Source organism: Shinella sp. SUS2 (assembly GCF_001262505.1).
GTDB lineage: Bacteria > Pseudomonadota > Alphaproteobacteria > Rhizobiales > Rhizobiaceae > Shinella.
Genome location: NZ_KQ410730.1, coordinates 1 through 23,506 on the forward strand (window position 1 = coordinate 1; position 23,506 = coordinate 23,506).

Genomic DNA, 23,506 nt, shown 5'->3' on the forward strand with positions numbered 1-23,506 from the left:
CCCGGCGGTCTCAGGCCGGCGCCACCGTGGCCGACTGTTGCTCCGCCCCGTGGCCGGTTTTTACTCCGCCGTTGACAGATGGCGGGCAACGGCAGCGAAGGCCAGCAGGTCAGGGAGGGGAGGCGTAATTGTCAAATTATGCTCACCAATTCATGCGATTTTTCATCGATACCGCATAACTCTCCCGTCCACCATATGGTCTGCGTCAACAAGGAGTTTGCTATGACGAAGACTTGGCTCATTACCGGTGCGGCGCGTGGTTTCGGCCGCAACATGACGGAGAAACTGCTCGCCCGTGGCGATCATGTGATCGCGACCGTCCGACGGGAAGGCTCTCTGGCTCTCGGACATCCAAACCTGAACATCCTGAAAATGGACCTGACCGACGCCGGTTCGATACGTGCGGCAGTCAACGAAGCCTTCGCGGCGCAGCGTATCGACGTCGTCGTCGGCAATGCCGGCTATGGCCTGTTCGGGGCGGCCGAGGAACTGGCCGATGCGGCTATCGCACGCCAGATTGCCACAAACCTGGTCGGGGCCATCGATCTCGTTCGCGCGACCATCCCGCACTTTCGCGCCCAGGGCGGCGGGCGTTTCCTGCAGGTGTCCTCCGAGGGCGGCCAGGTGGCATATCCCGGCTTCAGCCTCTACCACGCGACCAAATGGGGCATTGAAGGTTTCATCGAGGCGGTGTCGCAGGAGCTCGCGGGCTTCGGGGTCGAGATGATGATCGTCGAACCGGGGCCGACACCGACCGATTTTGCCGCCTCCGTCGATTTCGCAGCCGCCAGCCCCGTTTATGACGGTACGACCGTCGACGAGATCCGCCGCATCCTGTCGGGAATCGCCGGAGGAGACGCAGGCGAAAGCTTCGCCAAGCTGGCCGACGTGGGACGAAGTGTCGATGCGATAATTGCTGTCGCAGACCAGGCTGAAATGCCGCGTCGTCTGGCACTGGGAAGCACGGCTTTCGGAAACATCCACAAAGCCCTGACGGCGCGCGTGGCCGAACTGGAAGCGCAACGGGACATGACGCTGTCAGCAGACTGAGTGAGAAACGCGCGCATGCGGGCGCGTGTGCACCTGTCGCCCGCTACAGCGTACACGCGTCCGATCTGCTTGCTTGTCGCGCATCGGTGGATGTGCCGGAGGTGATCCAAGCGGTTTGCAAGGCGGTTAAGAAGCCCGTCATCGTGGAAGATCGATCGACCGGCCAAAATGTATCCACGCCGCCGTCAGCGGCAGGACGACCAGTCCTCTGTCCTGGCGCACGGCGCTCCACAGGCATTGGGGTATTCGCTTAACATCAGCACGACCTGGGGCGGTCCGAGGACCAACCGCTCGACATTCAGAGCAGGAAATCCGACGCCTTGAACGCGACAATATCATCGATGCGGACGGCGAAATCGGCTTTGCCGTTGCCATCGACATCTCCGTACAAGTAGGTGTCGCCGGACGCCGTGACGATGCGAAGTTCTCCAGCTTCGTGGTGGAAACCAGTCGCACCGATGAAGCTGAAGGCCTGATCGCCGGCAAGCTTCGTGTTGGCGTCGATCACGGACAGGTTGATCTTGTCGCCCTGTATCTGGCTGAAATCGGTGATGAAGTCGCGACCGGACGCGCTGACGGTCGATTCCGCGATGGACTTGAAGACAAATTGGTCGGCACCCGTACCGCCCGTCAAGCGGTCTGCGCCGATGCTGCCGCGCAGCTTGTCGCTGCCGGCACCGCCGTCCAGCTTGTCATTGCCCTTTCCACCATCGAGGTTGTCGTTGCCGCGCTCACCCCAGATTGTGTTTGCGGCCGCGTCGCCCTTGACGATATCGTTGCCGCGGCCAAGGATGATCGCTTCGATCGAATAGAAGTGCTGGAGGTCGCCCAGCGATCCCTTCGTCGTGCCGAGCTTGTCGCCCTTCATGGTTATGGCGAGGTTACCCGTGTAGGCGAAGTAGTCGAGCGTATCCCAGCCATCATCACCGTACATCAAATCCTCGCCGGGCGAGTAGACGAAACGGTCGTCGCCGCGAAGCCCGAAGAAGGTATTGGCGCCTGCATCCCCCGTTGCGACGTCGGTGCCGTTGCCGAGGATGACGGCCTCGATGGAATAAAGGTGCTTCGTATCGCCAAGCGAACCGGTGGCAATGCCGCGGCTTTCACCGTTAAGCGTCACCGTGACGTTACCGGTATAGTGAAAGTAGGACATCGTGTCCCATCCGTCGCCGCCATAGACGCTGTCGTTACCCTTGCTCCAGACGAACTTGTCGTCACCGCCCAGCCCTTTGTAGGTGTCGGTGGTGTCGGTGCCGTAGAGAAGGTCGTTGGAGGCAGTGCCGGTTATGGTGGCCATGGAGATGGGGCTTTCTCACAAACAGGCTGCAACGATTATCCGCAAAGCCGGAATTTGTGAACCGAAACCAGTATCTTAATGGCAGTTAAGCTTAACGCTCGCCAATGCGCCGGACTGTCTTTGGGGGGCAGAGCACGTCACTGGTAGACGGCAGCACAGAATTAAACGTCGGGCTTGCTCTGGCTTTCGAGGCTGTGAAGCAGTTTACGAAGCAAGGCGGACAGCAGGTCTCGCTCGTCCCGGTTCAACGGCTGCAGAACCAGAAGCTCATTGGCCATGTCCGCCCTGAAGGCCTGTTCCGCCAGTTCTATTCCCCGCGGCAGCAATGTCACGACGACGCTTCGCCCATCGAGGTTCGACTTCTCGCGCCGGATAAGCCCGGTTTTCTCAAGCCGGCTCAGCCGATGCGTGAGGCCGCCCGAGGACAGCATCAGCGACGTATACATCTCGGTCGGCGTCAGCTGATAGGGTGGCCCGGCCCGGCGCAGCGTGCTGATCACGTCGAACTCACCGCGGTCGAGATCGAAGGCAGCGAACGTGTCCTCGATACCAGCAGCCACGAGGTTGGAGAGCCGCTTGGCCCGTCCGAGAATGGCCATGGGCTCCGTGTCGAGGTCCGGCAGCTCTCGTGTCCACTGGGCGCGCAGCCGATCGACGTGATCCTCTTGCGGCGCGCTGTCGCCGCGGACGCCGTCGCGTGCCCCCTCGCCTTCTTCCTTCATTGCCTGCCTCATGTGTCGCTTAACTCCGCTAGCCGATCCTAGAACAAGCGCCGTCCGCAATAAACTGTCTTTATGCAAAGATATATATCTTGACGGGAAGACAGTTTTGATGAAGTATCTTCCCACAAAGACAATTGCACCCGCCGGCACACCAATGGCAGCAGGAGACCAGAATGATCACGGTTCGCCGTCGCAAGGAGCCCGCCCCCGACCAGCGCCGCACCGTTCGGCTGGAAGGCCGCGAGATCGGAAGCCCGGTTTCACTTTTCCTTGTCGATGTCGAGCCCGGACGCGGTTCCGAACTGCACAGCCATCCCTACACCGAGACCTGGATCGTCCAGAAAGGCGAAGCGGAGTTCACGGTCGGCGAAGAGACTGTGCACGGCAGCGCCGGGGATGTCGTCGTCGGCCCCGCTCACGTTCCCCATCGCTTCACCAATGTGGGAACCGGGCGGCTGGAGATCGTCGCCATCCATCCGAGCGCAACCATTCAGCAGATCGATGTTCAAGGCGCCGCGCCCCGTCATTCCTGACGGCAGGAATACCCCAATCACGCAGCGGAGTGCTGCAGAACCAAGGATCATGGAAATGAACAAGCCCGTCATGCTCTGGACCGGCCGCACCCTGACCGGTCTCTTCACCCTGTTTCTCCTGGGTGCATCCATCACGCCAAAGCTGCTGGGAATGCCGGTCGCCGAAGAGACCCTGGCACAACTCGGCTGGCCAGCGGGCTATGCCTTCATGATCGGCGTGATCGAACTGACGTGCCTCGTGCTCTATCTCGTCCCGCCTGCGCGTCTGCTCGGTGCAATCCTGATGACGGGACTTCTCGGGGGAGCGATGGCGACGCAGATCAGGGCGGAAAGCCCGCTCTTCAGCCACATCCTGTTCAGCGGTTATCTGGGACTGTTCATGTGGGGTGGGCTCTGGCTTCGCGACCCGCGCCTGCGGGCCGTGTTCCCCTTCGCCAGCAATCCCCCGGACAGATCCGCCCCGCTCGGATCGGCCTCCCTGCACCCTTCCGGGCAGTGACCAAATCCGTGGAAAGAGGCTTCATCGGGCCCACACGCCGGTACGTTGCTACAAGCCGATCCCAACGCGAGAATGCATCGCTATCAGGGGCGAGAGTGCGTTAATTTCCTCGTGTGCGGCGGGATGAAGTTTGCGATCGCTTTCGTATATCCGTCACGAGCAAACAAATTCACGTGGTTGCAAACGGGGCAGCTGGTCCAGCCGAATGCCTCCCGACAAATGGCGTTTGCCCAGCGGCGTTTTTCAAGCCGGGCATCCGGGGGATTGGTATTGGTACGGATCAAGCCAGAAGAATGCGTCGCAATCAAACTGTTCGAGCACATCGCTGGAATGGCTCTGGCCAATCGGGGCCTCGTGGCAGAGGCGGTTGAGCTGCGCCATGTTCGCGCCGGAGAAACCCTGTTCTCCCAGGACGAGGCGCATCCCTACGTTTATGTTGTGCGACAGGGCCTCCTGAAGCTCACCTATCTCAACAGGCAGGGCGAGGAATGGATCAAATCCCTCGTGGCCGAAGGACAGTTCTTTGCAAGCCTCTCCGCATTGCGATCCGGTCAGGCGAGTTTCTCCGTCAGCGCCATCGAAGCCTGCGTGCTGGAGCGACTGCCTTTCACGCTGCTGGAGCAGATGGCCGATCGCGACCTGTCCTGGTCGCGCATGGTGCGGCACGCCCTGATGATCTTCGCCGAACGCAAGGAGCGCCGCGAGCGCCAGTTCCTGACGATGACCGCGGAAGCCCGCTACCGGCTGCTGCTCGATGAGGAGCCGCATCTGGTCGCACGCGTGCCGCAAAAGGATCTGGCCTCCCATCTCGGCGTCACACCCGTCGGCCTCAGCCGTATCGCAAGGCGTGTGCGGGAAAGCGGCCACGCGACTTAACCCAGGTTAATGCGGACTGCAGCCTCGTCGGCAATATCGGCTTCATCGCCGGATGGAGCCGACTATATGAGCCTGCCGCAACGCAAGTCCGACCACCTCCTGTTTCTTCGCTCATGGATCAGCCGACCCCTTCAGGTGGCAGCAGTCGCACCGTCGAGCCGTTGGCTGGCCGATGCGATCACCGCTGAGGTGCCACGGGATGGTGGCCGCGTGCTGGAACTGGGGCCGGGTACAGGCGTCTTCACGCGTGCCCTCCTGCGACGCGGCATTCCTGAGGGCGCTTTGACACTGGTGGAACGCGACCCCGCTTTCGCGCGATTGCTGCGATCCCGATTTCCGGCAGCCACCCTGCTCGAAGCCGATGCAGCGGCCCTGCCCCGCGATCAGTCCGGCTTTTCAGCGGCGATCAGTGGCCTGCCGCTGCTCTCCATGCCACGAGCACAGGTCGAGCGCATCCTCGCATGCGCCTTCGATCACATGGCGGATGGCGCCCATCTCTTCCAGTTCACCTATGGACCGCGGTGCCCTGTGCCTGATGCCATTTTGCTCGCCTCGGGCCTTACAGCGCGCTTTCGCAGCTTTGTGCCGATCAACCTGCCGCCAGCCAGCGTCTACCGGATCACGCGATTGCCGTTGCGGAAGTGACCGAAGGGAGAAAACGATGGATATTGTCCTGAACCGTCAGCCTGCCAGCGTCCCAGACGATCTCGCCGACGAACCGCTGCTCTTCTTGCTCCGGGACCATTTCGGCCTCAACGGTCCACGTTTCGGCTGCGGTGTCGGCTCCTGCGGCGCCTGCACTGTCATCATCGACGGTGAGGCACAACGCTCCTGTCTGCTCACCGCCGGCGCAGTCGATGGCCGGACGATCCTGACGCTGGAGGGGCTGGCCGCCGACGGCAAACTGCACCCCTTGCAGGAAAGCTGGATCGCCGAGAGCGTGCCGCAATGCGGCTACTGCCAGAACGGGCAGATCATGACGGCGCACGCCCTGCTTTCCGCTCATCCTGCAGCTGGCCCGGACACGATCGCCGAAGCCATGGACGGCGTACTCTGCCGATGTGGCACCCAGGCACGTATCCGCCGGGCGATCGCTCGGGCACAGACTATCATGCAGGGGGAAACGTGATGCCGAAGCTTTCTCGGCGCGGTTTCCTCAAGGCGCTCGGATGGGGTACAGCCGGTATCACTGCCGTTGCCGGTGGCGCGACCTGGGCACTGATGCCGGTGCTGCCGCCACGCAAAGGCCCGACAACCGTCGACGCGGCGACCTGGATCAGTCTTCGGCCGGACGGAAGGTTCAGGCTTTTGTCGACCCGCGCGGAGATGGGCCAGGGCATATCCATGGGGCTCAGGCAGGTCGCCGCCGACGAGCTCAATGTCAATGTCGATCGCATCGATCTCGTATTGCCGGATACGTCCCTCATCCCCGTCGCCCGTTCGACGGTGGGTTCCGATGCCATGCGGGAAACAGGGCCGCTCGTCGCCCGCGCAGCGGCGGCGCTTTCTACTGCTATTCTACGCGAAGCCGCGACACGACTTGCCCGCCCGCTCGATACCCTTCGCATCGAACCGGCAGGTGTCCGTGGCGATGATGGCTCTCTGCTTTCCTTCGAGACGCTCGGGTCCGGTCCGGCTCTGCTGGTGACGGGTGAGGAGGTGGATGCGGCAAGGCCGAAGCTTGCAGTGCCGCGTGATGACCGGCGAAACGTAGGCCATCCCTTTCCGACCCACGACATCGACGCCATCGTGACCGGCAGCCGACCGCTTTATGCCGACGACATCCGGCTGGAGAACATGGTGTTCGGCGCGATCGTACGGCCGCGCGCGATTGAAGGTCGCATCCTCTCCGTCGATGCGTCGGCTGCCGCCGCAGTGCCTGGCTATGTCGGTCTCTACCGCGAGGATGATTTCATCGGCATCGTCGCCAACCGGCGCGGCGCGCTGGCACAGGCGCTCGACCTACTTTCCCTGGTGGAGGAAAACAGCCCACCGCTTGCTTCCCTCGATATTGCGGAGATGGTGTCAGTCGCTGACGACAGACGGCTGGAACATACAATACTCGACACCGGCGTTCCGGACGACCGGCCCTTCGACATGGATATCACACTTTCCGTACCGCTTGCGGCACATGCCTCAATCGAGCCGCGCACAGCAGTCGCCCAGTTTCGTGACGGCGATCTTGAAGTGTGGACCGGCACACAGGATCCGTTCTTCGTCCGCAACACGCTCGCTGCCGCCTTCGGCCTCCCCCAAAGCGCCGTTACGGTTCATGCCATGCGCATTGGCGGCGGGTTCGGCGCTCGAACCATTGTCGCCGCGGAAATGGAGGCCGCACGGCTGGCCAAGCTCTGCGGCAGGCCAGTCAAGGTGCAATGGTCACGGCGCGACGAGTTCAGGTCAGGCTTCCATCGGCCACCCTCCTGCCACCGCATCCGCGCATCGGCCGATGCCACGGGCCGGATTTCGAAGTGGCATCACATCTTCCGGTCCGGCCACATCATCTTCACTTCGGCCGCCATGGGACCGGGCCTGCAGTTCGCCACGAGTTTTGTCGGCGATCCCGGTGTTGCGCGTGGTGCGACCCCACCGTACCACGCCCAAGCCAGTCATGTGGCGTTCGAGGACGTACGCCTGCCCGTCAAGACGGGACCATGGCGCGGCCTGGGGGCTGCCGCCAACCATTTTGCAGTGGAGACCGCCATGGACGTTCTGGCACGAACCAAGGGGCTCGATCCATTGGAGATGCGCCTCGCCGCATTGGGCCCACAGCATGACCGGTTGAGAACAGTCCTCGAGGAGGCCGCCGACATGGCCGGCTGGACTTCCCGATCGGCAACGGCTGACGAAGCGATGGGGCTTGCCTGCGGCATCTACAAGGAAATGTCCTATGCCGCCGCCGTCGCGCGCGTGGCACGGACAGCGGACGGCTATCGAGTGACGGGCCTGTGGTGCGCGCACGACTGCGGGCTGGTGATCAATCCAGATCAGGTTCGGGCTCAGGTTGAAGGCAATCTCATATGGGGAATCGGCATGGCACTGCGGGAAGAGCTGATGATCGAGGACGGAGCGATCCCTGCCGAAAGCTTCTTTGACTACACCGTGCCCGTCATGTCAGACGTGCCGGACATACAGATCCGGCTGATTGAGGGAAGCCCCGTGCCCACAGGAGCCGGCGAGACCGCCATCACCTGCGCAACCGCCGCCATCACCAATGCCATTGCCGCCATAACGGGGGAAACAGTAACGCGGTTGCCGGTCCGGCATGCACCAGCATAGACGTCTTTGTGTGGGGTCAGGGTCGGATTCCAGGCACGAATCACCTTGCCTGGATGCTTCGCAGATTTCGGCGGACTCTAGCGTTCTTTGTTTTCGTTTGCCTTTTCAGGAAGACCGGTTCCACTTTTCCCTGACAAGCTCTAGGCCAGCGCGCGCCAGTTCCTAAAGCCTCCGATTGACAGCGCCCGCGCGACGCCAAACTTTACCGCGAGGCCTTGCTCGTTTGGATTAGGGATACCCGACACCCACAGTCCGCGCCCGCGTCACGCTTCGGGCTGCGTTTGCATCGCTCTGCAACAGCCCGAAAGCGACCAACGCGCCGACTGTGGCGGAGCCCTCTCAAACCTGGACGAAATGCTGCGCCGAGACCTCGTGGTAGCGCCGTTTGGGTGGGGCATAGCCGAGGGGGCGGACCGGGCTTTTTGTCTCGTCGGTGGAGAGATTTCGCCGGATGGTGCGCCTGGCGGGATCAGGGATCGGCACGGCGGCCATCAGCTTCCTCGTATAGGGATGCTGCGGATTTTCGAACACCTCCCGGCGCGGGCCGATCTCGACGATCTCGCCGAGATACATCACCGCCACCCGATGACTGACCCGTTCCACGACAGCCATATCGTGGCTGATGAACAGATAGGCGAGGTTGAAGCTCTGCTGCAGGTCGAGAAGGAGGTTGCACACCTGCGCCTTGACCGACACGTCGAGCGCCGACACCGCCTCGTCGGCGATGATCACCTTCGGATCGAGCATCAGTGCGCGCGCGATCGCGATGCGTTGGCGCTGGCCGCCGGAGAATTCGTGCGGGAAGCGCCGCATCATGTCCGCGTTGAGCCCGACACGCCCGAGCAGATCGGCGGCCTTGTCGCGTGCCTGCTCCCTGGTGCCGAGGCCATGCTCGATAAATGGTTCCATCACTGCCGCGCCTACCGTCATGCGCGGATCAAGGCTGGCGAAGGGATCCTGGAACACCATCTGGATGCTGCGCCGCATCGTGCGCAATGCCCCCCGATCGAGGCCCATCACATCGTGACCGCCAAGCGAGATCGCTCCACCCGTCGGCTCCACGAGCCGTATGATCGAACGCCCCGTCGTCGACTTGCCGCACCCGGATTCGCCGACGAGCGACAGCGTCTCGCCCGCCTTCAGGTCGAAGGACACGTCCTCCACCGCATGGACGGCGCCGCTCCTTCGCCCGAGCAGGCCCGAGCGGATATCGAAGCGTGTCGTCAGGTTCTTCACCTCCAGGAGAGGCCTCTCGCCGGTCGCAGGCATCGGCCCCTCGCTTTCCGACTGGCGCGTCTCGCCGGTCGTAATGTCGATCACCGGAAAGCGCATCGGCCGGGCACGGCCCGCCATGGAGCCAAGGCGCGGAACCGCCGAGAGCAATGCCCGCGTATAGGGGTGCCTGCCGCTGTTGAAGATGTCTTCGGTTGCACCGGTCTCCACCGCATCGCCGCGGAACATCACGATCGTCCGGTCGGCGACTTCCGCCACCACGCCCATGTCGTGCGTGATGAAAAGGACCGCCATATCCTCCTCTTCCTGCAGCGTCTTGATGAGGTCGAGGATCTGGCCCTGGATCGTCACGTCGAGCGCCGTCGTCGGCTCATCCGCGATCAGGAGCTTTGGTTTCGAGGCGAGCGCCATGGCGATCATCACGCGCTGGCGCATGCCACCGGAAAACTGGTGCGGATAGTCGTCGAACCGGCCCTTGGCGTTGGGAATGCGGACCTTTTCCAGAAGCCTGGTCACCTCCGCCCGCGCCTCGCTCCGGGAAAGGGAGCGGTGGCAGGTGATCGCCTCTGCGATCTGCTTGCCGATCGGGAAGATTGGATTGAGCGAGGTCATCGGCTCCTGGAAGATCATCGAGATATCGTTGCCGCGGACCTTGCGCATCTCCTCCTCGCCAAGCGCCAGCAGATCGCGCCCGCCGAACACCACCTTGCCTTCGATGCGGCTCGCATACTTCGGCAGAAGCCGCATGATCGACAGGGACGTCACGCTCTTGCCGGATCCGGACTCGCCGACGATTGCCACCGTTTCGCGCGGAGCGATCGAGAAGGAAAGGTTGCGGACGACCGGCTTCCACTGGTCGCCCGATCTGAACGCCGTCGTGAGATCGCTGACGGACAGAACCGGCATCTGGGCGGGATGTGTGTCCATCTCGCTTTTTCCTCTTAGGCGGCGGTGTGGATCGGATCGACAGGATGCTTGGCCAGCGGAAGCACGTCGATATCGTACATCCACGGATTGGCCGGCAGACTGGTGATGATCTCATGCAGCTGCGTGGCGTCCGCCGCGCGCCACAGCCCCCAATTCTCGAAGCGGCAGGGCACGCGCCACATGCGCACCAGATGCCCCTCCTTGATCAGTTCGGCAGCGTGGGCGCGCTCGTCGTGGATCACCTTCGCCTTCAATTCCGGATCCATGTCGTCAGACCAGCGAAGCTTGATGTTGACCAGAAATTCCATTGCATGTTCTCTCATGATTTGACGTCCAGATCCTTGATGATGGTGTTTGCGGCGTTGTAGCCGGGGATGCCGGTGACGTAGCCACCCGGCCAAGTTCCGCCACCCGAGAGGTAAAGCCCGGAAAGCGGCGTGCGGTAATCGTGTGCCTTGCGATGCGGACGCGCACCGAAAAGCGCATTCGGCAGCATGTCGCCATGCGTGATGTTCGACTGGACGAGGCCAAGCTCGGCCTCGATCTCGACTGGATTAAAGTAACGAAGACCAACGAGGCGCCGCCGCAGGTCCGGCATGTAGTGCGCAAGCTCGTCGATACAGATATTGGCGAAACGCTCGCCGGCTTCCGGCCAGCTCCCCTCGGAAAGCGTATAGGGTGCGTGCCAGGCGTTGACGCTGAGGAGGTGGCAGCCTGCCGGCGCCATATCCGGCGAGGTCACCGATGGCATCAGGCCCCACATGATCGGCCGCTCGGCCAGTCGCCCCGCCAGTCCGTCCGCGATTGCCCGCTCGATGTAGTCGAGGGACGGCGCGATGCGGAACTGCACCTGTGCCGCCTGCGCCGGATCCACATCTGCCGGAAGGCCGGCATAGCGCGGCACGCCGTCGAGTGCGAGGACCAGTTTGAAGGCAGAACCCCGCATCGGCACCGCAGCGATCTCGCGTCGGGTGTCGGCGCCCACCGCTTCGTCATCCAGCAGCCTGCCGAAAAGCGTCTTCGGATTGATCGCCGACAACACGGCCGTCGCGTAGAATTCATCGCCCTTGACGGTGACGACACCCCGAGCCCGGCCCGATGCATGCAGGATCCGCTCGATCGGCGCATCCTTCAGGATGGTCGCACCATGCGCAATGCAGCAGGCTTCGAGCGCGTCAATGATCGCGCCCATACCGCCGACCGGAAGGCCCGTCGAGCCCCGGAGCGCCGCACGTCGCGGGTCGTCTTCGTCCAGCGCTGCATAGGAGGCGAGCGAGATCGGCCGCATCATCAGGCCGACGGCCGAACCGGGTGCGGACGGCGGGGTCAGCGTTGCATTGAGCGCCAGCATGCCGAGCAGTGCCTTGGCTTCTTCCGATCGCAGCCGTTCGTCGAGCAGCTGGCGCAGGCTGCCGCACATCACGCGGTCGAAGAGACCAGCGAGATGGCGGGGCACGTCGCGGGCGGCGCGAACCAGATCGGGAGACGGCGCGAACATCGATGCGCCCAGATGCCGCCCGAGTTCTTCGAGATCGGACAGGAGGCCGAAATAGCGCTCCGCTTCACCCGGCGCATAGGCGTCGAACTGCGCCGCCAGCCGGTCCCTGTCGCGCCAGCCGATAAAGGCGCCGCGCGGAAACGGATGCACGACCGTCGGATCGGTGCGAATGAATTTCAGGCCGAAATGCTCCAACTGCAGCTCGGCAATGAAGCGCGGCTCAAAACTGCCGGGCGAGTTGGTGAAGGCGCAGCGATAGCCCGGCAGGAACTCGAAGGTTCCGCAGGGGCCTCCGAGCGTCGGCCGCGCCTCGATCAGCAGCGGGCGCAGCCCGGCCTTGGCGAGATAGGCGGTCGCCACGAGACCGTTGTGCCCTCCCCCCACGACGATGGCGTCGTATGTGCCAGTCGATAAATCGGCGATGTTCGACATGCGATTTCCAGTTTGCTTGCGATAGAGGGCGGGCGGGCAAGCCGCTCGCGTTCAGTGCGGGCTATTGCGGCAGATGATCGTTGGAGAAGTAGGCGGTCGCCTCCTTCTTGCCGAGCATCGAGCCGAATTCGGCGAGCGTCTTGTTCATCGCCTCCCAGTCCGCCTCGGCCATCCAGCCGAGCGGCTTGCCCGCGCTCTCCTTGGTGTGGAGCGAAGCCTCATAGGCATCGAGCACGCTGCGGTGGAACTCGGCCGGCTGGGTGTTGCCGGAAACCTTGAGGAAGATTTCGACGGCCTCGTCCTTGTGGGCGAAGGTGTATTCCATGCCCTTCCTCGTCGCGGCGAGGAAGCGCTTCACGATGTCCGGGTTCTGCGCCAGATACTCATTGTTGACGACGATGCCGAAGCCGAGATTGGTTACGCCCCAATCGGCATATTTCAGCACCGAAACCGCCTTGCCCTGCGCCTTGAGCTGGGGGGCGTAGAAGTAGTCGTCGCCGCTGATGCAATCGAGCTGGCCGGAAGCGATACCGGCGAACTTCGCGTCGCCGGGCATGTTGACGAGCGAGATGTCGGTCAGTTCAAGGCCGTTGGCCTTGAGGAAGGCGGGCAGGATCTGGCCGTCGGAGCCGGTCGGCGTGGAACCGATGCGCTTGCCCTTCAGATCGGCCGGCGTCTTGATGGACGGATCGGCGCAGATCAGCGAGATCGGGCCCTGCTGCCACCAGCCGGCAACGGCAGTGATCGGCACGCCCGCGGAAACCGACTGGGCGACGGTTGAAAGGTTGGCATGGCCGATCGGATCGGCATTTTCGCCGACCACCATGGTCGTGGTCTTCGATCCCTGTCCCTGCGCGATCTCCACGTCGAGATCGACCTCGTCGTAGAACCCCTTCTCCTTGGCAAGGATCATCGGCGTCTGCCCCGCCCACCAGCTCCAGTCGAGGCGCAGGCGGATGCTGTCTGCGGCAAGGGCTGTCGTGCTCATCAGGGCAAGGGCCAGAAGCGTGCTGCCCGCCTGCTTGAAATGTCTCATGTTCGGTTCCTTTCCAGGGATCTCAGGCTGCGTCTTCGGCATCGTCACGGATGACGCCCATGCGTTCAAAATGGACGAGGATCTGGTCGACGATCCCGTTGAATTCCGGCGTGCCGCGCACCGAGAGCCGGCGACGGCGTGGCAACGGCACGTCCAGCACCGCTTCGACGCGCCCGGGGCGCGGCGCCATCACCACGATGCGGTCGGACAGGAACACGGCCTCCTGGATCGAGTGCGTGACGAAGACGACGGTCGGTCGCGAGCGCAGCCAGAGCGACTGGAGGTCGACCATCATCTGGTCGCGGGTAAGCGCATCCAGTGCACCGAAAGGCTCGTCCATCAGGAGCAGCGACGGGTCGTGAACAAGCGCGCGGCAGACGCTGACACGCTGGCTCATGCCGCCCGAGAGCTGGTGCGGATAGGCGTTCTCGAAGCCGGCAAGACCGGCTGCGGCCAGGAGATCCCTCGCCTTGGCACGGTATTCCGCATCCGGCAGCCCGCGTGCCTCCGCCTGCAGGAGGATGTTGTCGACAACGCTGCGCCATTCCAGCAGGACCGGCGACTGGAAGACGAAACCGAGATCCGTTTCCGCCTTGCTCACCGGCCGGCCGCCGATGCGAAGCGTACCCGTGGTCGGGAAGTCGAGGCCGGCGATGATGCGCAACAGCGTGCTCTTGCCGCACCCGCTAGGCCCGACGATGGAGAGGAACTCGCCCGGCTCGATGTCGATGGAGGTCGGTACCAGCGCTTCCAGTCCGGCATAGGACCGCGAGACCTTGTCGATTGTGATGGACTTGCCCATGGCGCGCTCCTCAATGTCCGTCGCGGCGCTGAGAGCGATGCCACGGCATCACGCGCGCCTCGACGAATTGCACGATGGCGAAGCTGACGACCCCGATGAGGACCAGAAGGATGAGGGCGGCGAACATCAGCGCCGTCTGCAACTGTCCGCTGGACAAGAGGATCAGATAACCGAGGCCACGATCCGAGCCAACGAACTCGCCGACGACAGCCCCGACCACGGCGAGCGTCACGCAGACCTTCAGGCCGCCGAAGAGGCTCGGCAGCGCATGCGGCAGATAGATCTTGCGGAACATCTGCGCCTGCGAAAGCCCCATCGTCTTGCCGAGGAAGACCATATCCTGCGGCACGCTCTTGAGGCCGACAACACCGCTGATGACGACCGGGAAAAAGGCCATCAGCACACCGACGACGATGTTGGTGTGCAGGCCGAAGCCGAGCCAGACGAGAATGAGCGGCGCCAGCGCGACCTTCGGCACGGCCTGACTGGTGACGAGCAGCGGATAGACCGCGTCCTCGAACCAGCGGAAGCGTGCGATCAGCACTGCGAGCGGCAGCGCGACGACGATGCTGAGCAGAAAGGCGATCAGCGTTTCAAACGCGGTGATGCCCGAATGATAGATCAGCACGGGAAACTGCGAAATCAGCGTGGAGGCCACGGACCCGGGCGACGGCAGGAGATAGGGCGCGGGCTTTGCGACCGAGACGACGAGCTGCCACAACGCGATGATCACGATCAGCGACAGGAGCGGGTAGACCACGCGGGATACCTTCATGGAAAATCCCACGCCTCCGCTCGCCTGCATTGTCATATCGGTCTGGCTCATCGTGCTCTCCGGTTCAATCCTGGTGGGTGATGGCGGGACGACAGGTGTCTCCCGCCATCACCGCCGTTTCATGCGGCGTTGGCCGTTTTCACCGAGGCGGCTGGAACGAAGCCTTCGCGGAAGAGCTTCAGCCAGTTTCCGCCGGCGATCCCGGCAATCTCCTCTCCGGAAAAGCCGCGCTTTTCGAGACCTTCGAGAATGTTCGGGAAATCGACCGGGGACTGGAACCACGAGGGCCACTTGGAGAAGCCCTTGATCGGGATGGCACTCTCGCGCGCCCAGCGGCCGGCGCGCCACCACTTGATCTGGCTTTCCGGCCAGCCGTCGTAGAAATCCGTGCCGAGGCCGACATGGTCGGCACCGATAAGATCGACGGTCCAGGCGACCATGTCGAGGAAGGTGTCGAGCGTGCAGTCCGACCCGTTCTTCATGATCTTCGGATAGTTGCTGAGACCGATGACGCCGCCGGTCTCGGCGAGACGCTTGATCAGCGCCGTCGACTTGTTGCGGCGATTCAGCTCGATGTCCGTGCCGACGAATTCCTGCGGATTGGCGTGGGTGACGGCGATCGGGCGCGAAGAATATTCGATCGCGTCGAAGCAGGTACGCTCCGTGCAGTGCGAGACGTCCACTACCATGCCGACGCGGTTCATTTCCGCGATGACATTTCGGCCGAAGAATTTCGAAACGCCGGCCTCGTCAGGCTCCCAGCACCCCGAAGCAACACGGTTCTGGACGTTATAGGTGAGCTGCGCGATGCGCACGCCGAGCTGGTAGAAGATCTCGATCAGCTCGATGTCGTCTTCGAAGGGCGAGGTATCCTGGAAACCGTAGACCACCGCGGTGCGCCCGGAGGCGGCGATGCGCTCGATGTCCTCGCCCGTCGTCGCAAGGGCGATCAGGTCCGCGTTCTGCTCGAGAAGGCGGTTCCATTCGCCGATCACGGTCAGCGTTTCGCGGGCATTCTCCCAGATCGACAGCGTCACGTGCACGCAGCCGACGCCACCGCGCTTCCACTCCTCGAAGCGGGCGCGCTCCGGCTTGTTGTATTGCAGGGCGTCGATCAACAGGGGCTTTCTTGCCGATAGTGTCATCGGATTTCCTTTCCGTTCGAATGTCAGTTTGCGAAGAGGTCGGCCGCCGGGCCGTATTCGACGACGATCGCCTTGACCTGGGAGAACTCGTCCATGGCCTCGACGCCGTTCTCGCGGCCGATACCGGATTGTTTGTAGCCGCCAAAGGGGACACGCAGGTTGATCGCCCGATAGGTGTTGACCCAGACGGTTCCGGCCTGCAGTTGTCGCGAGACGCGGCGCACGCGGCCGACGTCGCGGGTCCAGAAGCCGGCGGCAAGGCCGTATTCCACGCCGTTCGCCATGGAAATCGCCTCGTCTTCCGTCTCGAAACGCTGCACGGTGACGACGGGTCCAAAAATTTCCTCGCGGCAGATCCGCATGTCGCTCGAAACATCGAGAACGATCGTCGGGGCGATCCAGTAGCCATCGATAAATTCCGGCCCGAGATCGGGCTTCTGACCACCGGAAGCAAGGCGCGCACCCTCTGCCACCGCTTCGTTCACGAAACCGTTGATACGCTCGTACTGCCGCCTGTTCGCGACCGGGCCGATATGCGCCCTTGGCGAGGCAGGATGGCCGAGACGGATACGGCTCACGGAAGCGATGTAGCGCTCGACAAAGCTGTCGTAGATTTCGGCCTGTACAAGGATGCGCGAACCGGCGACGCAGGTCTGACCGCTGCCGGAAAAGGCCCCTTGCGTTGCGGCAATGACGGCACCGTCGATATCGCCATCGGCAAAGACGATATGGGCCGACTTGCCCCCCGCCTCGCAGACGAAGCGCTTCATGCCGGCGGCGACCTTTGCACCCAGGACCTTGGCTGTCGCCGTGCTGCCGGTAAAACTCACCATCTGCACACCGGGATGGGTCGCGAGCGCCTCGCTGGCCACCGCATCACCGATCACCACATTGACGATGCCCGCCGGGAAACCGGCTTCCATCGCCAGCTCGGCCAGCGCGATGCTGGAGCCCGGCGCCTCCGCCGGCGGCTTCAGGATCACCGCATTGCCCATGGCAAGCGCCGGCGCCAACTTCCAGGAGCCGAGCGAGAGTGCGCCGTTGAACGGCGTGATGGCGACGACGACACCGAGCGGCTCGCGCACGATGCGGGCGTCTGCGGTGAGCGAGACGGTACGGAAGACATCGTCATGGGTGTCGAGCGCGCTCGCATAGTAGTCGTACCAGGTGGCCGTCGCCTTCATTTCGGCAGCGGTGGCGGCATGGCTCTTGCCATTGGCAAGGCTTTCCAGCGCACCGAGGCGATCCGCGTTGGCAGCGATCAGCGCACCGAGCTTGCGAAGAAGCAATGCGCGGTCATATCCCGTCATCGACGCCCACGGCTGCGAAACGAAGGCCTTGGCGGCGCTGGCAACGGCAAGCTCGACAGCGTCGTCAGAAACGACGGCACTTGCCCAGACGGCACCGGTCGAGGGGTCATGAAGCGGGATTTTCCGGCCGGCAGGCGCGATTGTGGCGCCGCTGACATAGGAAGTGAAAATGTCCTGTTGGGCGGATGTGGGCATTGTCGGGGTCGGGTCCGTTTGCGGTGTGAGGAGGGACATGGCCGGCTCCTTCACAGTTTGATTTTCGGGTTGAAGTACGAGTAGAGGACGTCGACAGCGAAATTGATGAGCACGAAGGCCAGGGCGAGGATCAGGATGCCGCCCTGGATCAGCGGAATGTCGCGGGTCGAAATCGCCTGGTACATGGCAAGGCCGATGCCGGGCCAGGAGAAGATGGTTTCGGTCAGCACGGCGCCGCTGAGCAGGAAGCCCATCTGCATGCCGATCACCGTGATGATCTGCGGCATCGCGTTCGGCAGCGCATGACGCAGCACCACACGGGACTCACGCATGCCCTTCGCCCTCGCGGTGCGGACGTAATCGCTGTTGATGACCTCCAGCAGCGAGGAGCGGGTCATGCGGGCGATCGTCGCCAGAGACCAGGCGGCAAGGGTGATCGACGGCAGGATCATATGCGCGGCAAGGCTGAGCATGCCGTCGCCGCCACCGACACTCTGCATCCCCGCAACCGGCAGGACGCGCAGATAGAGACCGAAGATCATGATGAGCACGAGGCCGAGCCAGAAGGACGGCATCGAATTGAAGAACAGGACAATCACCGACAGCGACTGGTCGCGCAGCGAACCCGGCTTCAGCGCCGCCCAGGTGCCTGCCGCAACGCCGACGATGGCGGCAAGGATGATGGCGGCGACGGCAAGGAGAGCCGTGTTGCCGAGGCGATCGAGGATGACGGTCGCAACGGGCTGCGCAAAGGTGAAGGACTGACCGAGATCGCCCTGCAGCAGGTTGCCGACATAGATCAGGTATTGAACATAGGCCGGCTCATGCAGCCCCATGCTGAGCCGCAGCGCTTCCTTTGCCTCTTCCGAAGCCGTGGCACCGAGCAGCATGTCGGCAGGATCGCCGGGGATAATCTTGGCGAGCAGGAAGGTCGCGATCGTGACCCCGATGATCACGGGAACGATCTGGAACGCGCGTCTGAGGGCGAACACGAGCATCGTCTTAGTCCCGCTGCTTGTTGAAACGTGGATCGAGGTAGTCGCGGGCACCATCACCGATGAGGTTGAAGGCGACGGCGAGCACGACGATGGCAAGGCCCGGAATGGTCGCGACATGGGCGGCCGTCGCCAGTGCCGTGCGGCCGCTCGACAGCATCTGACCCCATTCGGGAGCAGGCGGCTGCGGGCCGAGGCCGAGAAAGCTGAGGCTCGACGACAGGATGACATTCCGCCCGGTCTGCAGCGTGCCGTAGACGATGGCCGGCCCGAGGATGTTCGGCAGGATGTGCCGGAGCGCGATGCGCCGGGCGCGGAAGCCGAGAGCATGGGAGGCCTCGATGAACACCTCTTCCTTGACCTGCAGCACGGCGCCGCGAACGATGCGGCCGAAGGCGGGTACGGTGACAACGACCATCGCGATGATCATCGACGACAGTCCCGGCCCGAGCGCCGCGCTGATGCCAAGCGCCAGAAGGATGCCCGGAAAGGCGAACATGATGTCGAAGAAGCGCATGATCACGGTATCGACGAACCCGCCGATATAGCCAGCGATCATCCCGAGCAGGCCACCGATGGCGAGCGCAATGACCGTCGGCACGATCGCAACCAGCAGCGCGTAGCGCGTGCCGTGGATGAGGCGGCTCAGGATGTCGCGCCCGAGCTCATCCGTACCGAGGAGATTCCAGCCGGAGAACACCCCCTTGTAGCGGGCGAGCGGATTGGCTCTCAACGGATCGAAGGGCGATACCCAGTCGGCAAAGATCGCAGCGAAGACGATGACGGCCAGGATGCCAAGGCCGATGGCCAGCGCCGGATTGCCCAGGATGCCGCGAAAGGCTCCTCGCCATTTGCGCGCGGGCCTGACTGTCTGTTCGGTCACGGTCGTCATCGTTCTCTTCCGTCGCGGTTCTGCGGTCAGGCGGCGTACCAGAGCTTGCCGAGGTTCGGGATCTGGTCCTTCAGGCCGACGGCGCGCAGCGCGCGCCACAGTGTGGCCTGGTTGCTCGATACGACGGCTGCACCCGTATCCATTTCCAGATAGGGAAGGATCGGGAAGGTGCGGTAAGTGCCGCAGGAGATCAGGATCGCATCGCATTTGCCGGCGGCCTTGAACGCCTGCTTGCCGAGCCTGTAGGCGCTGTCGGCGTCATGCACGCTTGCATCGAACGGATCGGTGATCTGGAGGCCCAGCATGGAGGCGATCTTGAAGCCCTTGGCTTCCATGAAGGCACCCATCTTCTCGTTGACCTCGTCGGAATAGATCGTCGCAACCGCAATCGAGGTGGCGCCGAGCGCCTTCAGCGCATCCATCTGCGCCGCCATCATGGTGATGGCCGGGATGCCGGTTTCCGCTTCGATCTGGGCACAGACCTCCTCGTCGTGGCCGACACCGCGCAGGAACGTGCCTGGTGCACCGCACTGAACGATGAGGTCCACCTTGGCGGTCGCGAGCTGGCGCGAGGCTTCCAGCACCTGCGACATCATCACCTTCAGGCCTTCCTCATCGACCCGCGGCACGATGGTCCGGGCGTCGGCGAAGGCAACGCCGACAGGCGCAACCGACCGCCATTCTTCGGCCCCCTCGATCGCCGTCGCCGGCCTCATCTGCCCGATGCGCGCGCGCCAACCTAACATCATCTGCGTATTCTCCTCTTTCAGATCCCAATCAAAACAGCAGGTTACTTTACCTGAATGCGGGGGTAGTCGATGAAGACGGATCTTGCCGGCAGGATGCCGCCGACACGGGCGCTCAGCACGCGCGGCAGGCGATCCTGATAGAGGAAGATCCATGGGCTATCGTCGGCGATGCGTTCGGCCGCCTGCCGATAGAGGTCGAGGCGTTTGGCCTCGTCGCTCTCGCCACGCGCCTCGGCGAAGCGCTGGTCGGCCTCGGCATTGGTGAACCAGCCGCGATTGACGCCGCGGGGCGGCTGCTGGTCGCCGGCGAACATGCGCTCCAGCCAGTAGGCACTGTCGGCGCCTGTCGTCCAGCCATTGAACGAGCCCTGGACGTCATCCTTGTAGCCCGGCCCCTCGGTCGAAACGAGCGTCGCGAATTCGAGGAACTGCGGCTCCAGCGTGATGCCGACCTCGCCGAGGTCCTGTTGCAGGAGCGTGACAACCTCGGAGGCCTGCCCGAAACCGGGGCCGCTGTTCGGCGCCATCAGCTTGATGGTGACGCCGGTGGAAAAACCGGCTTCGGCCAGCAGCGCCTTCGCCTTTTCCGGATCATAGACATAGATGGATCCGGTCGTGCCCGGCAGTTCGTTGCCCGAGGGAACCGGACCGCCGAGCGGCGTGACCTGCCCGTTGAGCAGGGCCGCCAGATTGTCGCGGTTGACGGCGTAGTTCAGCGCCTGCCGGAACAACTTGTTGTCCGTATATTGTGCCTTGGTGTTGAGCCGCACGAAATACTGGTTCGCCGGCTCGGGATACTGGATCTGCAGGCTCGGGTCGACGGAAAGCTGGGCGATCTGCTGCGAGCTTGCGCTCGGGATGATGTCCACCTGGCCGGTCTGCATGGCGATCGCCATGGCGGTCGGGTCGGTCACAGGCCTGAAGATGAGGGTATCGACGGCGGCCGCACCGCCCCAATAGGCCTCGTTCCGTTTCAGATCGAGCTGCTGTCCCTGCTGAAAGGCCTCCAGCCGGAAGGGCCCGGTTCCGACAGGGTTCAAGCCCATCGCATCGCCCTTGTGAGCCGCCATCGCGGCCGGACTGATGATGCCGGAGCGGCGGTCGCTGAGAAGGCGCAGCAGACCCGAAAACGGCTCCTTCACCTTGATCTCGAAGGTCTGCGCATCGATCGCCGCCGTGCCGGCGATCCAGCGGGTGAGGAAGGTCATGTTGCCGGCGGCACGCTCGTCATAGGCCGGCGACGCCTTGTCCATGATCCTGGCGAAATTGGCCTGGACGGCGTCCGCATTGAAATCCGTGCCATCGTGGAACTTGACGCCGGAGCGCAACGTAAACCGATAGACCAGGCCATCGTCGCTCACGGTCCAGCTTTCGGCGAGGCTGCCCTTCAGCGCCGGTGCCGTATCGGTCACGACCGACAGATCCTCCCGCACGAGCGGGTCGTAGATCGCATCGATCACCCGAAGACCGGGCGTGCCGGTCATGCGGTGCGGATCCAGCGGCGGTATGGCGCCTTCGGAACCGATGACAACCGTCTGCGCCAACGCGGAAGCCGGAGCCACGAGGGCGGAACTGGCGACAAGGCAAGCGAAAGCCGCCGCCAGATGGCGTTTCGTCAACATATTCAACATCCTGTTCCCCTTGTTGGTTGGGTTTATTCCGCGCCGAGGATGAATGGCTGCGACCCGTGACCATCATTAAAGGCGCCAGGATTCGATAAATCAAATTGAAAAACTTTCGGGATTGATCACAATGAACTATAAATAAACGTCTGGAGATATTCGATGGTCGGCCCACAACCCCAGGCTCTGCCCTCCCCGTCCTACACCGCGACCATCCGCCACCTTCGGGCGTTTCTCAGCGTCGCGAAGCATCGCAGTTTCACGCGCGCAGCAACGGAGTTGCATCTGTCGCAACCGTCGCTGACGATGACGATCCAGCAGCTGGAAGACATCGTCGGAGGGACGCTGTTCGACCGGACGACGCGCAACGTCATCCTGACCCAGGAAGGAACCGATCTCTTCCCGGTGGCCGAACGTGTCGTCGACGATTTCGACCTGGCGATCCGCAACATCCGGCTGACGGCCTCGAGCCGAAACAGCTGCATCCGCGTTGGCGTGGTCAGCTCGATCGCAACCAAGATCATGCCCCGCATCCTGGAGGCGTTTCTCGCCTCCCGGCCGGGACTTCGCGTCCAGCTTCGCGAGGGAAACTCGAACGACGTGCGCCGTCTCGTGCGGCGCAACGAGGTGGATATCGGCTTTGCCAGCATGGACGGCCCCGATGCCGAGCTGGTTTTCAAGCCGCTGTTCAAGGACCAGCTCGGCCTCTTCCTTCGCCACACGCATCCCCTGCATGCAACTGCGCGGGACGGTGTGCTGCGCTGGGCCGATCTCGCCAACCACAATTTCGTCGGCCTGACGCTGGACACGGCGACCGGCCCGATCCTCTCGCAAATGGAGCACCTTCCCGAATCCATCCGCGTGCCGAAATACGAGGTATCGACCTATCCGACGCTCTGGGCCCTGATCGAAAACGGTCTCGGCATCACCACGGCACCGGCGCTGGCAGCAGAGTTCCTTCCCGACAACCGCATCGCCTTCCTCGGGCTCGTCGAGCCAGTGGCATGGCGCAGCGTCTATATCGTCACGCGGCTTGGCCGCGCCCTCCCCTCCATGGTGACGGCGTTGGTGAAGACGGTCGAGGCGGAGCTCGCCGTCATTGCCAAAAGCCATTCACGGATCGCAACATTCTAGGAAACCTGTGCGTGGACCGTGCTCGGCACTTGAATTTGCAGTATTTTCACCAGGATGAAGACCATGTGCGGCGGCCGTCGTCATCCTTGCCCACTTGGCGATGCGGCAATGGTTCGATGGGCTGCCATTCTGCGGTTTGTCCGGCCGCGGCAATGATCTTCGCGCTCCGTTTCATATTGTAGGGATGGCGGTCGGGCGAATGTGGATACCGGCCTTGCACTGACCCGGGATCGCCTCGAGCAGGAGGGTGTCCAGACCAGGAGCGGCAAGGCTCCGGCGAAAGCGAACAAGGCAGTGCACCCCGGCGATCCGCTCCGATCGGGAGAAACCGCAGAGCCGCCGAAACGAAGCACGATCACCCACAACCCGCCCAGCTTCACGCCCGATAGGTCATACGAGCGGAATGACGTGTCAATCGCACCACCAACATATAGAGAGCATGCAGTTTATGCTGTAAATTGCGGCTTAACCGCACGCCTCGTCTTTCACATATAATGCTGGATAA

22 protein-coding genes are annotated in these 23,506 nt (G+C 63.2%); 8 read left to right on the top strand and 14 right to left on the bottom strand.

Annotated features, from left to right (window positions below; all coding sequences use genetic code 11):
• Positions 1-222 precede the first annotated feature (222 nt).
• Positions 223-1,050: an SDR family oxidoreductase gene (locus AKG11_RS13630; protein WP_050744413.1), complete on the top strand. Its 828-nt coding sequence runs from the start codon at positions 223-225 to the stop codon at positions 1,048-1,050.
• Positions 1,051-1,348: 298 nt separating this feature from the next.
• Here AKG11_RS13630 and AKG11_RS13635 read toward each other — a convergent pair whose 3' ends face one another.
• Both AKG11_RS13635 and AKG11_RS13640 read right to left on the bottom strand, forming a co-directional pair.
• Positions 1,349-2,347, bottom strand: coding sequence for a calcium-binding protein (locus tag AKG11_RS13635; protein WP_050744245.1), 999 nt, complete (start codon positions 2,345-2,347; stop codon positions 1,349-1,351).
• 161 nt (positions 2,348-2,508) lie between these two features.
• The gene (locus AKG11_RS13640) at positions 2,509-3,069 is read right to left on the bottom strand and encodes a MarR family transcriptional regulator (RefSeq protein WP_050744246.1); all 561 of its coding nucleotides are present in this window, start codon (positions 3,067-3,069) and stop codon (positions 2,509-2,511) included.
• A gap of 173 nt (positions 3,070-3,242) precedes the next feature.
• On the opposite strand from AKG11_RS13640, the gene AKG11_RS13645 reads away from it, so the two are divergent.
• From AKG11_RS13645 to AKG11_RS13670, 6 genes are all read left to right on the top strand, one after another.
• Positions 3,243-3,602: a cupin domain-containing protein gene (locus AKG11_RS13645; RefSeq protein WP_050744247.1), complete on the top strand. Its 360-nt coding sequence runs from the start codon at positions 3,243-3,245 to the stop codon at positions 3,600-3,602.
• Positions 3,603-3,657: 55 nt separating this feature from the next.
• Positions 3,658-4,101: a DoxX family protein gene (locus AKG11_RS13650; protein WP_023512318.1), complete on the top strand. Its 444-nt coding sequence runs from the start codon at positions 3,658-3,660 to the stop codon at positions 4,099-4,101.
• 330 nt (positions 4,102-4,431) lie between these two features.
• On the top strand, positions 4,432-4,977 hold the full coding sequence (locus AKG11_RS13655; RefSeq protein ID WP_050744248.1) for a Crp/Fnr family transcriptional regulator: 546 nt from the start codon (positions 4,432-4,434) through the stop codon (positions 4,975-4,977).
• 66 nt (positions 4,978-5,043) lie between these two features.
• Positions 5,044-5,622, top strand: a complete 579-nt coding sequence (locus AKG11_RS13660) for a class I SAM-dependent methyltransferase (RefSeq protein WP_050744249.1) — start codon at positions 5,044-5,046, stop codon at positions 5,620-5,622.
• 16 nt (positions 5,623-5,638) lie between these two features.
• A complete protein-coding gene (locus AKG11_RS13665) occupies positions 5,639-6,106 on the top strand; it encodes a (2Fe-2S)-binding protein (RefSeq protein WP_023512315.1) in 468 nt (155 codons plus the stop codon).
• Positions 6,106-8,256, top strand: coding sequence for a xanthine dehydrogenase family protein molybdopterin-binding subunit (locus AKG11_RS13670; RefSeq protein WP_050744250.1), 2,151 nt, complete (start codon positions 6,106-6,108; stop codon positions 8,254-8,256). Before AKG11_RS13665 ends, AKG11_RS13670 begins: the two co-directional genes overlap by 1 nt.
• Before the next feature lie 339 nt (positions 8,257-8,595).
• On the opposite strand, the gene AKG11_RS13675 is transcribed toward AKG11_RS13670, so the two are convergent.
• The 12 genes from AKG11_RS13675 to AKG11_RS13730 form a co-directional block, all read right to left on the bottom strand.
• On the bottom strand, positions 8,596-10,416 hold the full coding sequence (locus AKG11_RS13675) for an ABC transporter ATP-binding protein (protein ID WP_050744251.1): 1,821 nt from the start codon (positions 10,414-10,416) through the stop codon (positions 8,596-8,598).
• Positions 10,417-10,430: 14 nt separating this feature from the next.
• Positions 10,431-10,739, bottom strand: coding sequence for a muconolactone Delta-isomerase (locus AKG11_RS13680; RefSeq protein ID WP_245290276.1), 309 nt, complete (start codon positions 10,737-10,739; stop codon positions 10,431-10,433).
• A complete protein-coding gene (locus AKG11_RS13685) occupies positions 10,736-12,346 on the bottom strand; it encodes a phytoene desaturase family protein (RefSeq protein ID WP_050744252.1) in 1,611 nt (536 codons plus the stop codon). The genes AKG11_RS13680 and AKG11_RS13685 overlap by 4 nt, the downstream gene beginning before the upstream one ends.
• Positions 12,347-12,407: 61 nt before the next feature.
• Positions 12,408-13,382: an ABC transporter substrate-binding protein gene (locus AKG11_RS13690; protein ID WP_050744253.1), complete on the bottom strand. Its 975-nt coding sequence runs from the start codon at positions 13,380-13,382 to the stop codon at positions 12,408-12,410.
• A 22-nt stretch (positions 13,383-13,404) separates the two neighbouring features.
• Complete coding sequence (locus AKG11_RS13695; RefSeq protein WP_050744254.1) at positions 13,405-14,184, bottom strand: ABC transporter ATP-binding protein; 780 nt, start codon at positions 14,182-14,184, stop codon at positions 13,405-13,407.
• A gap of 10 nt (positions 14,185-14,194) precedes the next feature.
• The gene (locus AKG11_RS13700; protein ID WP_050744255.1) at positions 14,195-15,010 is read right to left on the bottom strand and encodes an ABC transporter permease; all 816 of its coding nucleotides are present in this window, start codon (positions 15,008-15,010) and stop codon (positions 14,195-14,197) included.
• 68 nt (positions 15,011-15,078) lie between these two features.
• The gene (locus AKG11_RS13705) at positions 15,079-16,104 is read right to left on the bottom strand and encodes a dipeptidase (protein WP_197283978.1); all 1,026 of its coding nucleotides are present in this window, start codon (positions 16,102-16,104) and stop codon (positions 15,079-15,081) included.
• A 23-nt stretch (positions 16,105-16,127) separates the two neighbouring features.
• Positions 16,128-17,648, bottom strand: a complete 1,521-nt coding sequence (locus AKG11_RS13710; RefSeq protein ID WP_245290275.1) for an aldehyde dehydrogenase family protein — start codon at positions 17,646-17,648, stop codon at positions 16,128-16,130.
• 11 nt (positions 17,649-17,659) lie between these two features.
• Complete coding sequence (locus AKG11_RS13715) at positions 17,660-18,607, bottom strand: ABC transporter permease (protein WP_050744256.1); 948 nt, start codon at positions 18,605-18,607, stop codon at positions 17,660-17,662.
• Positions 18,608-18,611: 4 nt separating this feature from the next.
• The gene (locus AKG11_RS13720; protein ID WP_023512303.1) at positions 18,612-19,496 is read right to left on the bottom strand and encodes an ABC transporter permease; all 885 of its coding nucleotides are present in this window, start codon (positions 19,494-19,496) and stop codon (positions 18,612-18,614) included.
• A gap of 26 nt (positions 19,497-19,522) precedes the next feature.
• Positions 19,523-20,245 (bottom strand): maleate cis-trans isomerase family protein, encoded by a 723-nt coding sequence (locus AKG11_RS13725; RefSeq protein WP_023512302.1) that lies wholly within the window; start codon positions 20,243-20,245, stop codon positions 19,523-19,525.
• Positions 20,246-20,286: 41 nt separating this feature from the next.
• Positions 20,287-21,867 (bottom strand): ABC transporter substrate-binding protein, encoded by a 1,581-nt coding sequence (locus tag AKG11_RS13730; protein ID WP_197283979.1) that lies wholly within the window; start codon positions 21,865-21,867, stop codon positions 20,287-20,289.
• A 162-nt stretch (positions 21,868-22,029) separates the two neighbouring features.
• On the opposite strand from AKG11_RS13730, the gene AKG11_RS13735 reads away from it, so the two are divergent.
• Entirely contained in the window at positions 22,030-23,001 is a 972-nt protein-coding gene (locus AKG11_RS13735; RefSeq protein WP_050744258.1) for a LysR family transcriptional regulator, read from the top strand.
• Positions 23,002-23,506: the final 505 nt, after the last annotated feature.

Bases quoted from the DNA above. Each gene is read 5' to 3' on its own strand.
- AKG11_RS13630 (WP_050744413.1), top strand. From the start codon at position 223: ATGACGAAGACTTGGCTCATTACCGGTGCGGCGCGTGGTTTCGGCCGC.
- AKG11_RS13635 (WP_050744245.1), bottom strand. From the start codon at position 2,347: ATGGCCACCATAACCGGCACTGCCTCCAACGACCTTCTCTACGGCACC.
- AKG11_RS13640 (WP_050744246.1), bottom strand. From the start codon at position 3,069: ATGAAGGAAGAAGGCGAGGGGGCACGCGACGGCGTCCGCGGCGACAGC.
- AKG11_RS13645 (WP_050744247.1), top strand. From the start codon at position 3,243: ATGATCACGGTTCGCCGTCGCAAGGAGCCCGCCCCCGACCAGCGCCGC.
- AKG11_RS13650 (WP_023512318.1), top strand. From the start codon at position 3,658: ATGAACAAGCCCGTCATGCTCTGGACCGGCCGCACCCTGACCGGTCTC.
- AKG11_RS13655 (WP_050744248.1), top strand. From the start codon at position 4,432: ATGGCTCTGGCCAATCGGGGCCTCGTGGCAGAGGCGGTTGAGCTGCGC.
- AKG11_RS13660 (WP_050744249.1), top strand. From the start codon at position 5,044: ATGAGCCTGCCGCAACGCAAGTCCGACCACCTCCTGTTTCTTCGCTCA.
- AKG11_RS13665 (WP_023512315.1), top strand. From the start codon at position 5,639: ATGGATATTGTCCTGAACCGTCAGCCTGCCAGCGTCCCAGACGATCTC.
- AKG11_RS13670 (WP_050744250.1), top strand. From the start codon at position 6,106: ATGCCGAAGCTTTCTCGGCGCGGTTTCCTCAAGGCGCTCGGATGGGGT.
- AKG11_RS13675 (WP_050744251.1), bottom strand. From the start codon at position 10,416: ATGGACACACATCCCGCCCAGATGCCGGTTCTGTCCGTCAGCGATCTC.
- AKG11_RS13680 (WP_245290276.1), bottom strand. From the start codon at position 10,739: ATGAGAGAACATGCAATGGAATTTCTGGTCAACATCAAGCTTCGCTGG.
- AKG11_RS13685 (WP_050744252.1), bottom strand. From the start codon at position 12,346: ATGTCGAACATCGCCGATTTATCGACTGGCACATACGACGCCATCGTC.
- AKG11_RS13690 (WP_050744253.1), bottom strand. From the start codon at position 13,382: ATGAGACATTTCAAGCAGGCGGGCAGCACGCTTCTGGCCCTTGCCCTG.
- AKG11_RS13695 (WP_050744254.1), bottom strand. From the start codon at position 14,184: ATGGGCAAGTCCATCACAATCGACAAGGTCTCGCGGTCCTATGCCGGA.
- AKG11_RS13700 (WP_050744255.1), bottom strand. From the start codon at position 15,010: ATGAGCCAGACCGATATGACAATGCAGGCGAGCGGAGGCGTGGGATTT.
- AKG11_RS13705 (WP_197283978.1), bottom strand. From the start codon at position 16,104: ATGACACTATCGGCAAGAAAGCCCCTGTTGATCGACGCCCTGCAATAC.
- AKG11_RS13710 (WP_245290275.1), bottom strand. From the start codon at position 17,648: ATGTCCCTCCTCACACCGCAAACGGACCCGACCCCGACAATGCCCACA.
- AKG11_RS13715 (WP_050744256.1), bottom strand. From the start codon at position 18,607: ATGCTCGTGTTCGCCCTCAGACGCGCGTTCCAGATCGTTCCCGTGATC.
- AKG11_RS13720 (WP_023512303.1), bottom strand. From the start codon at position 19,496: ATGACGACCGTGACCGAACAGACAGTCAGGCCCGCGCGCAAATGGCGA.
- AKG11_RS13725 (WP_023512302.1), bottom strand. From the start codon at position 20,245: ATGATGTTAGGTTGGCGCGCGCGCATCGGGCAGATGAGGCCGGCGACG.
- AKG11_RS13730 (WP_197283979.1), bottom strand. From the start codon at position 21,867: ATGTTGACGAAACGCCATCTGGCGGCGGCTTTCGCTTGCCTTGTCGCC.
- AKG11_RS13735 (WP_050744258.1), top strand. From the start codon at position 22,030: ATGGTCGGCCCACAACCCCAGGCTCTGCCCTCCCCGTCCTACACCGCG.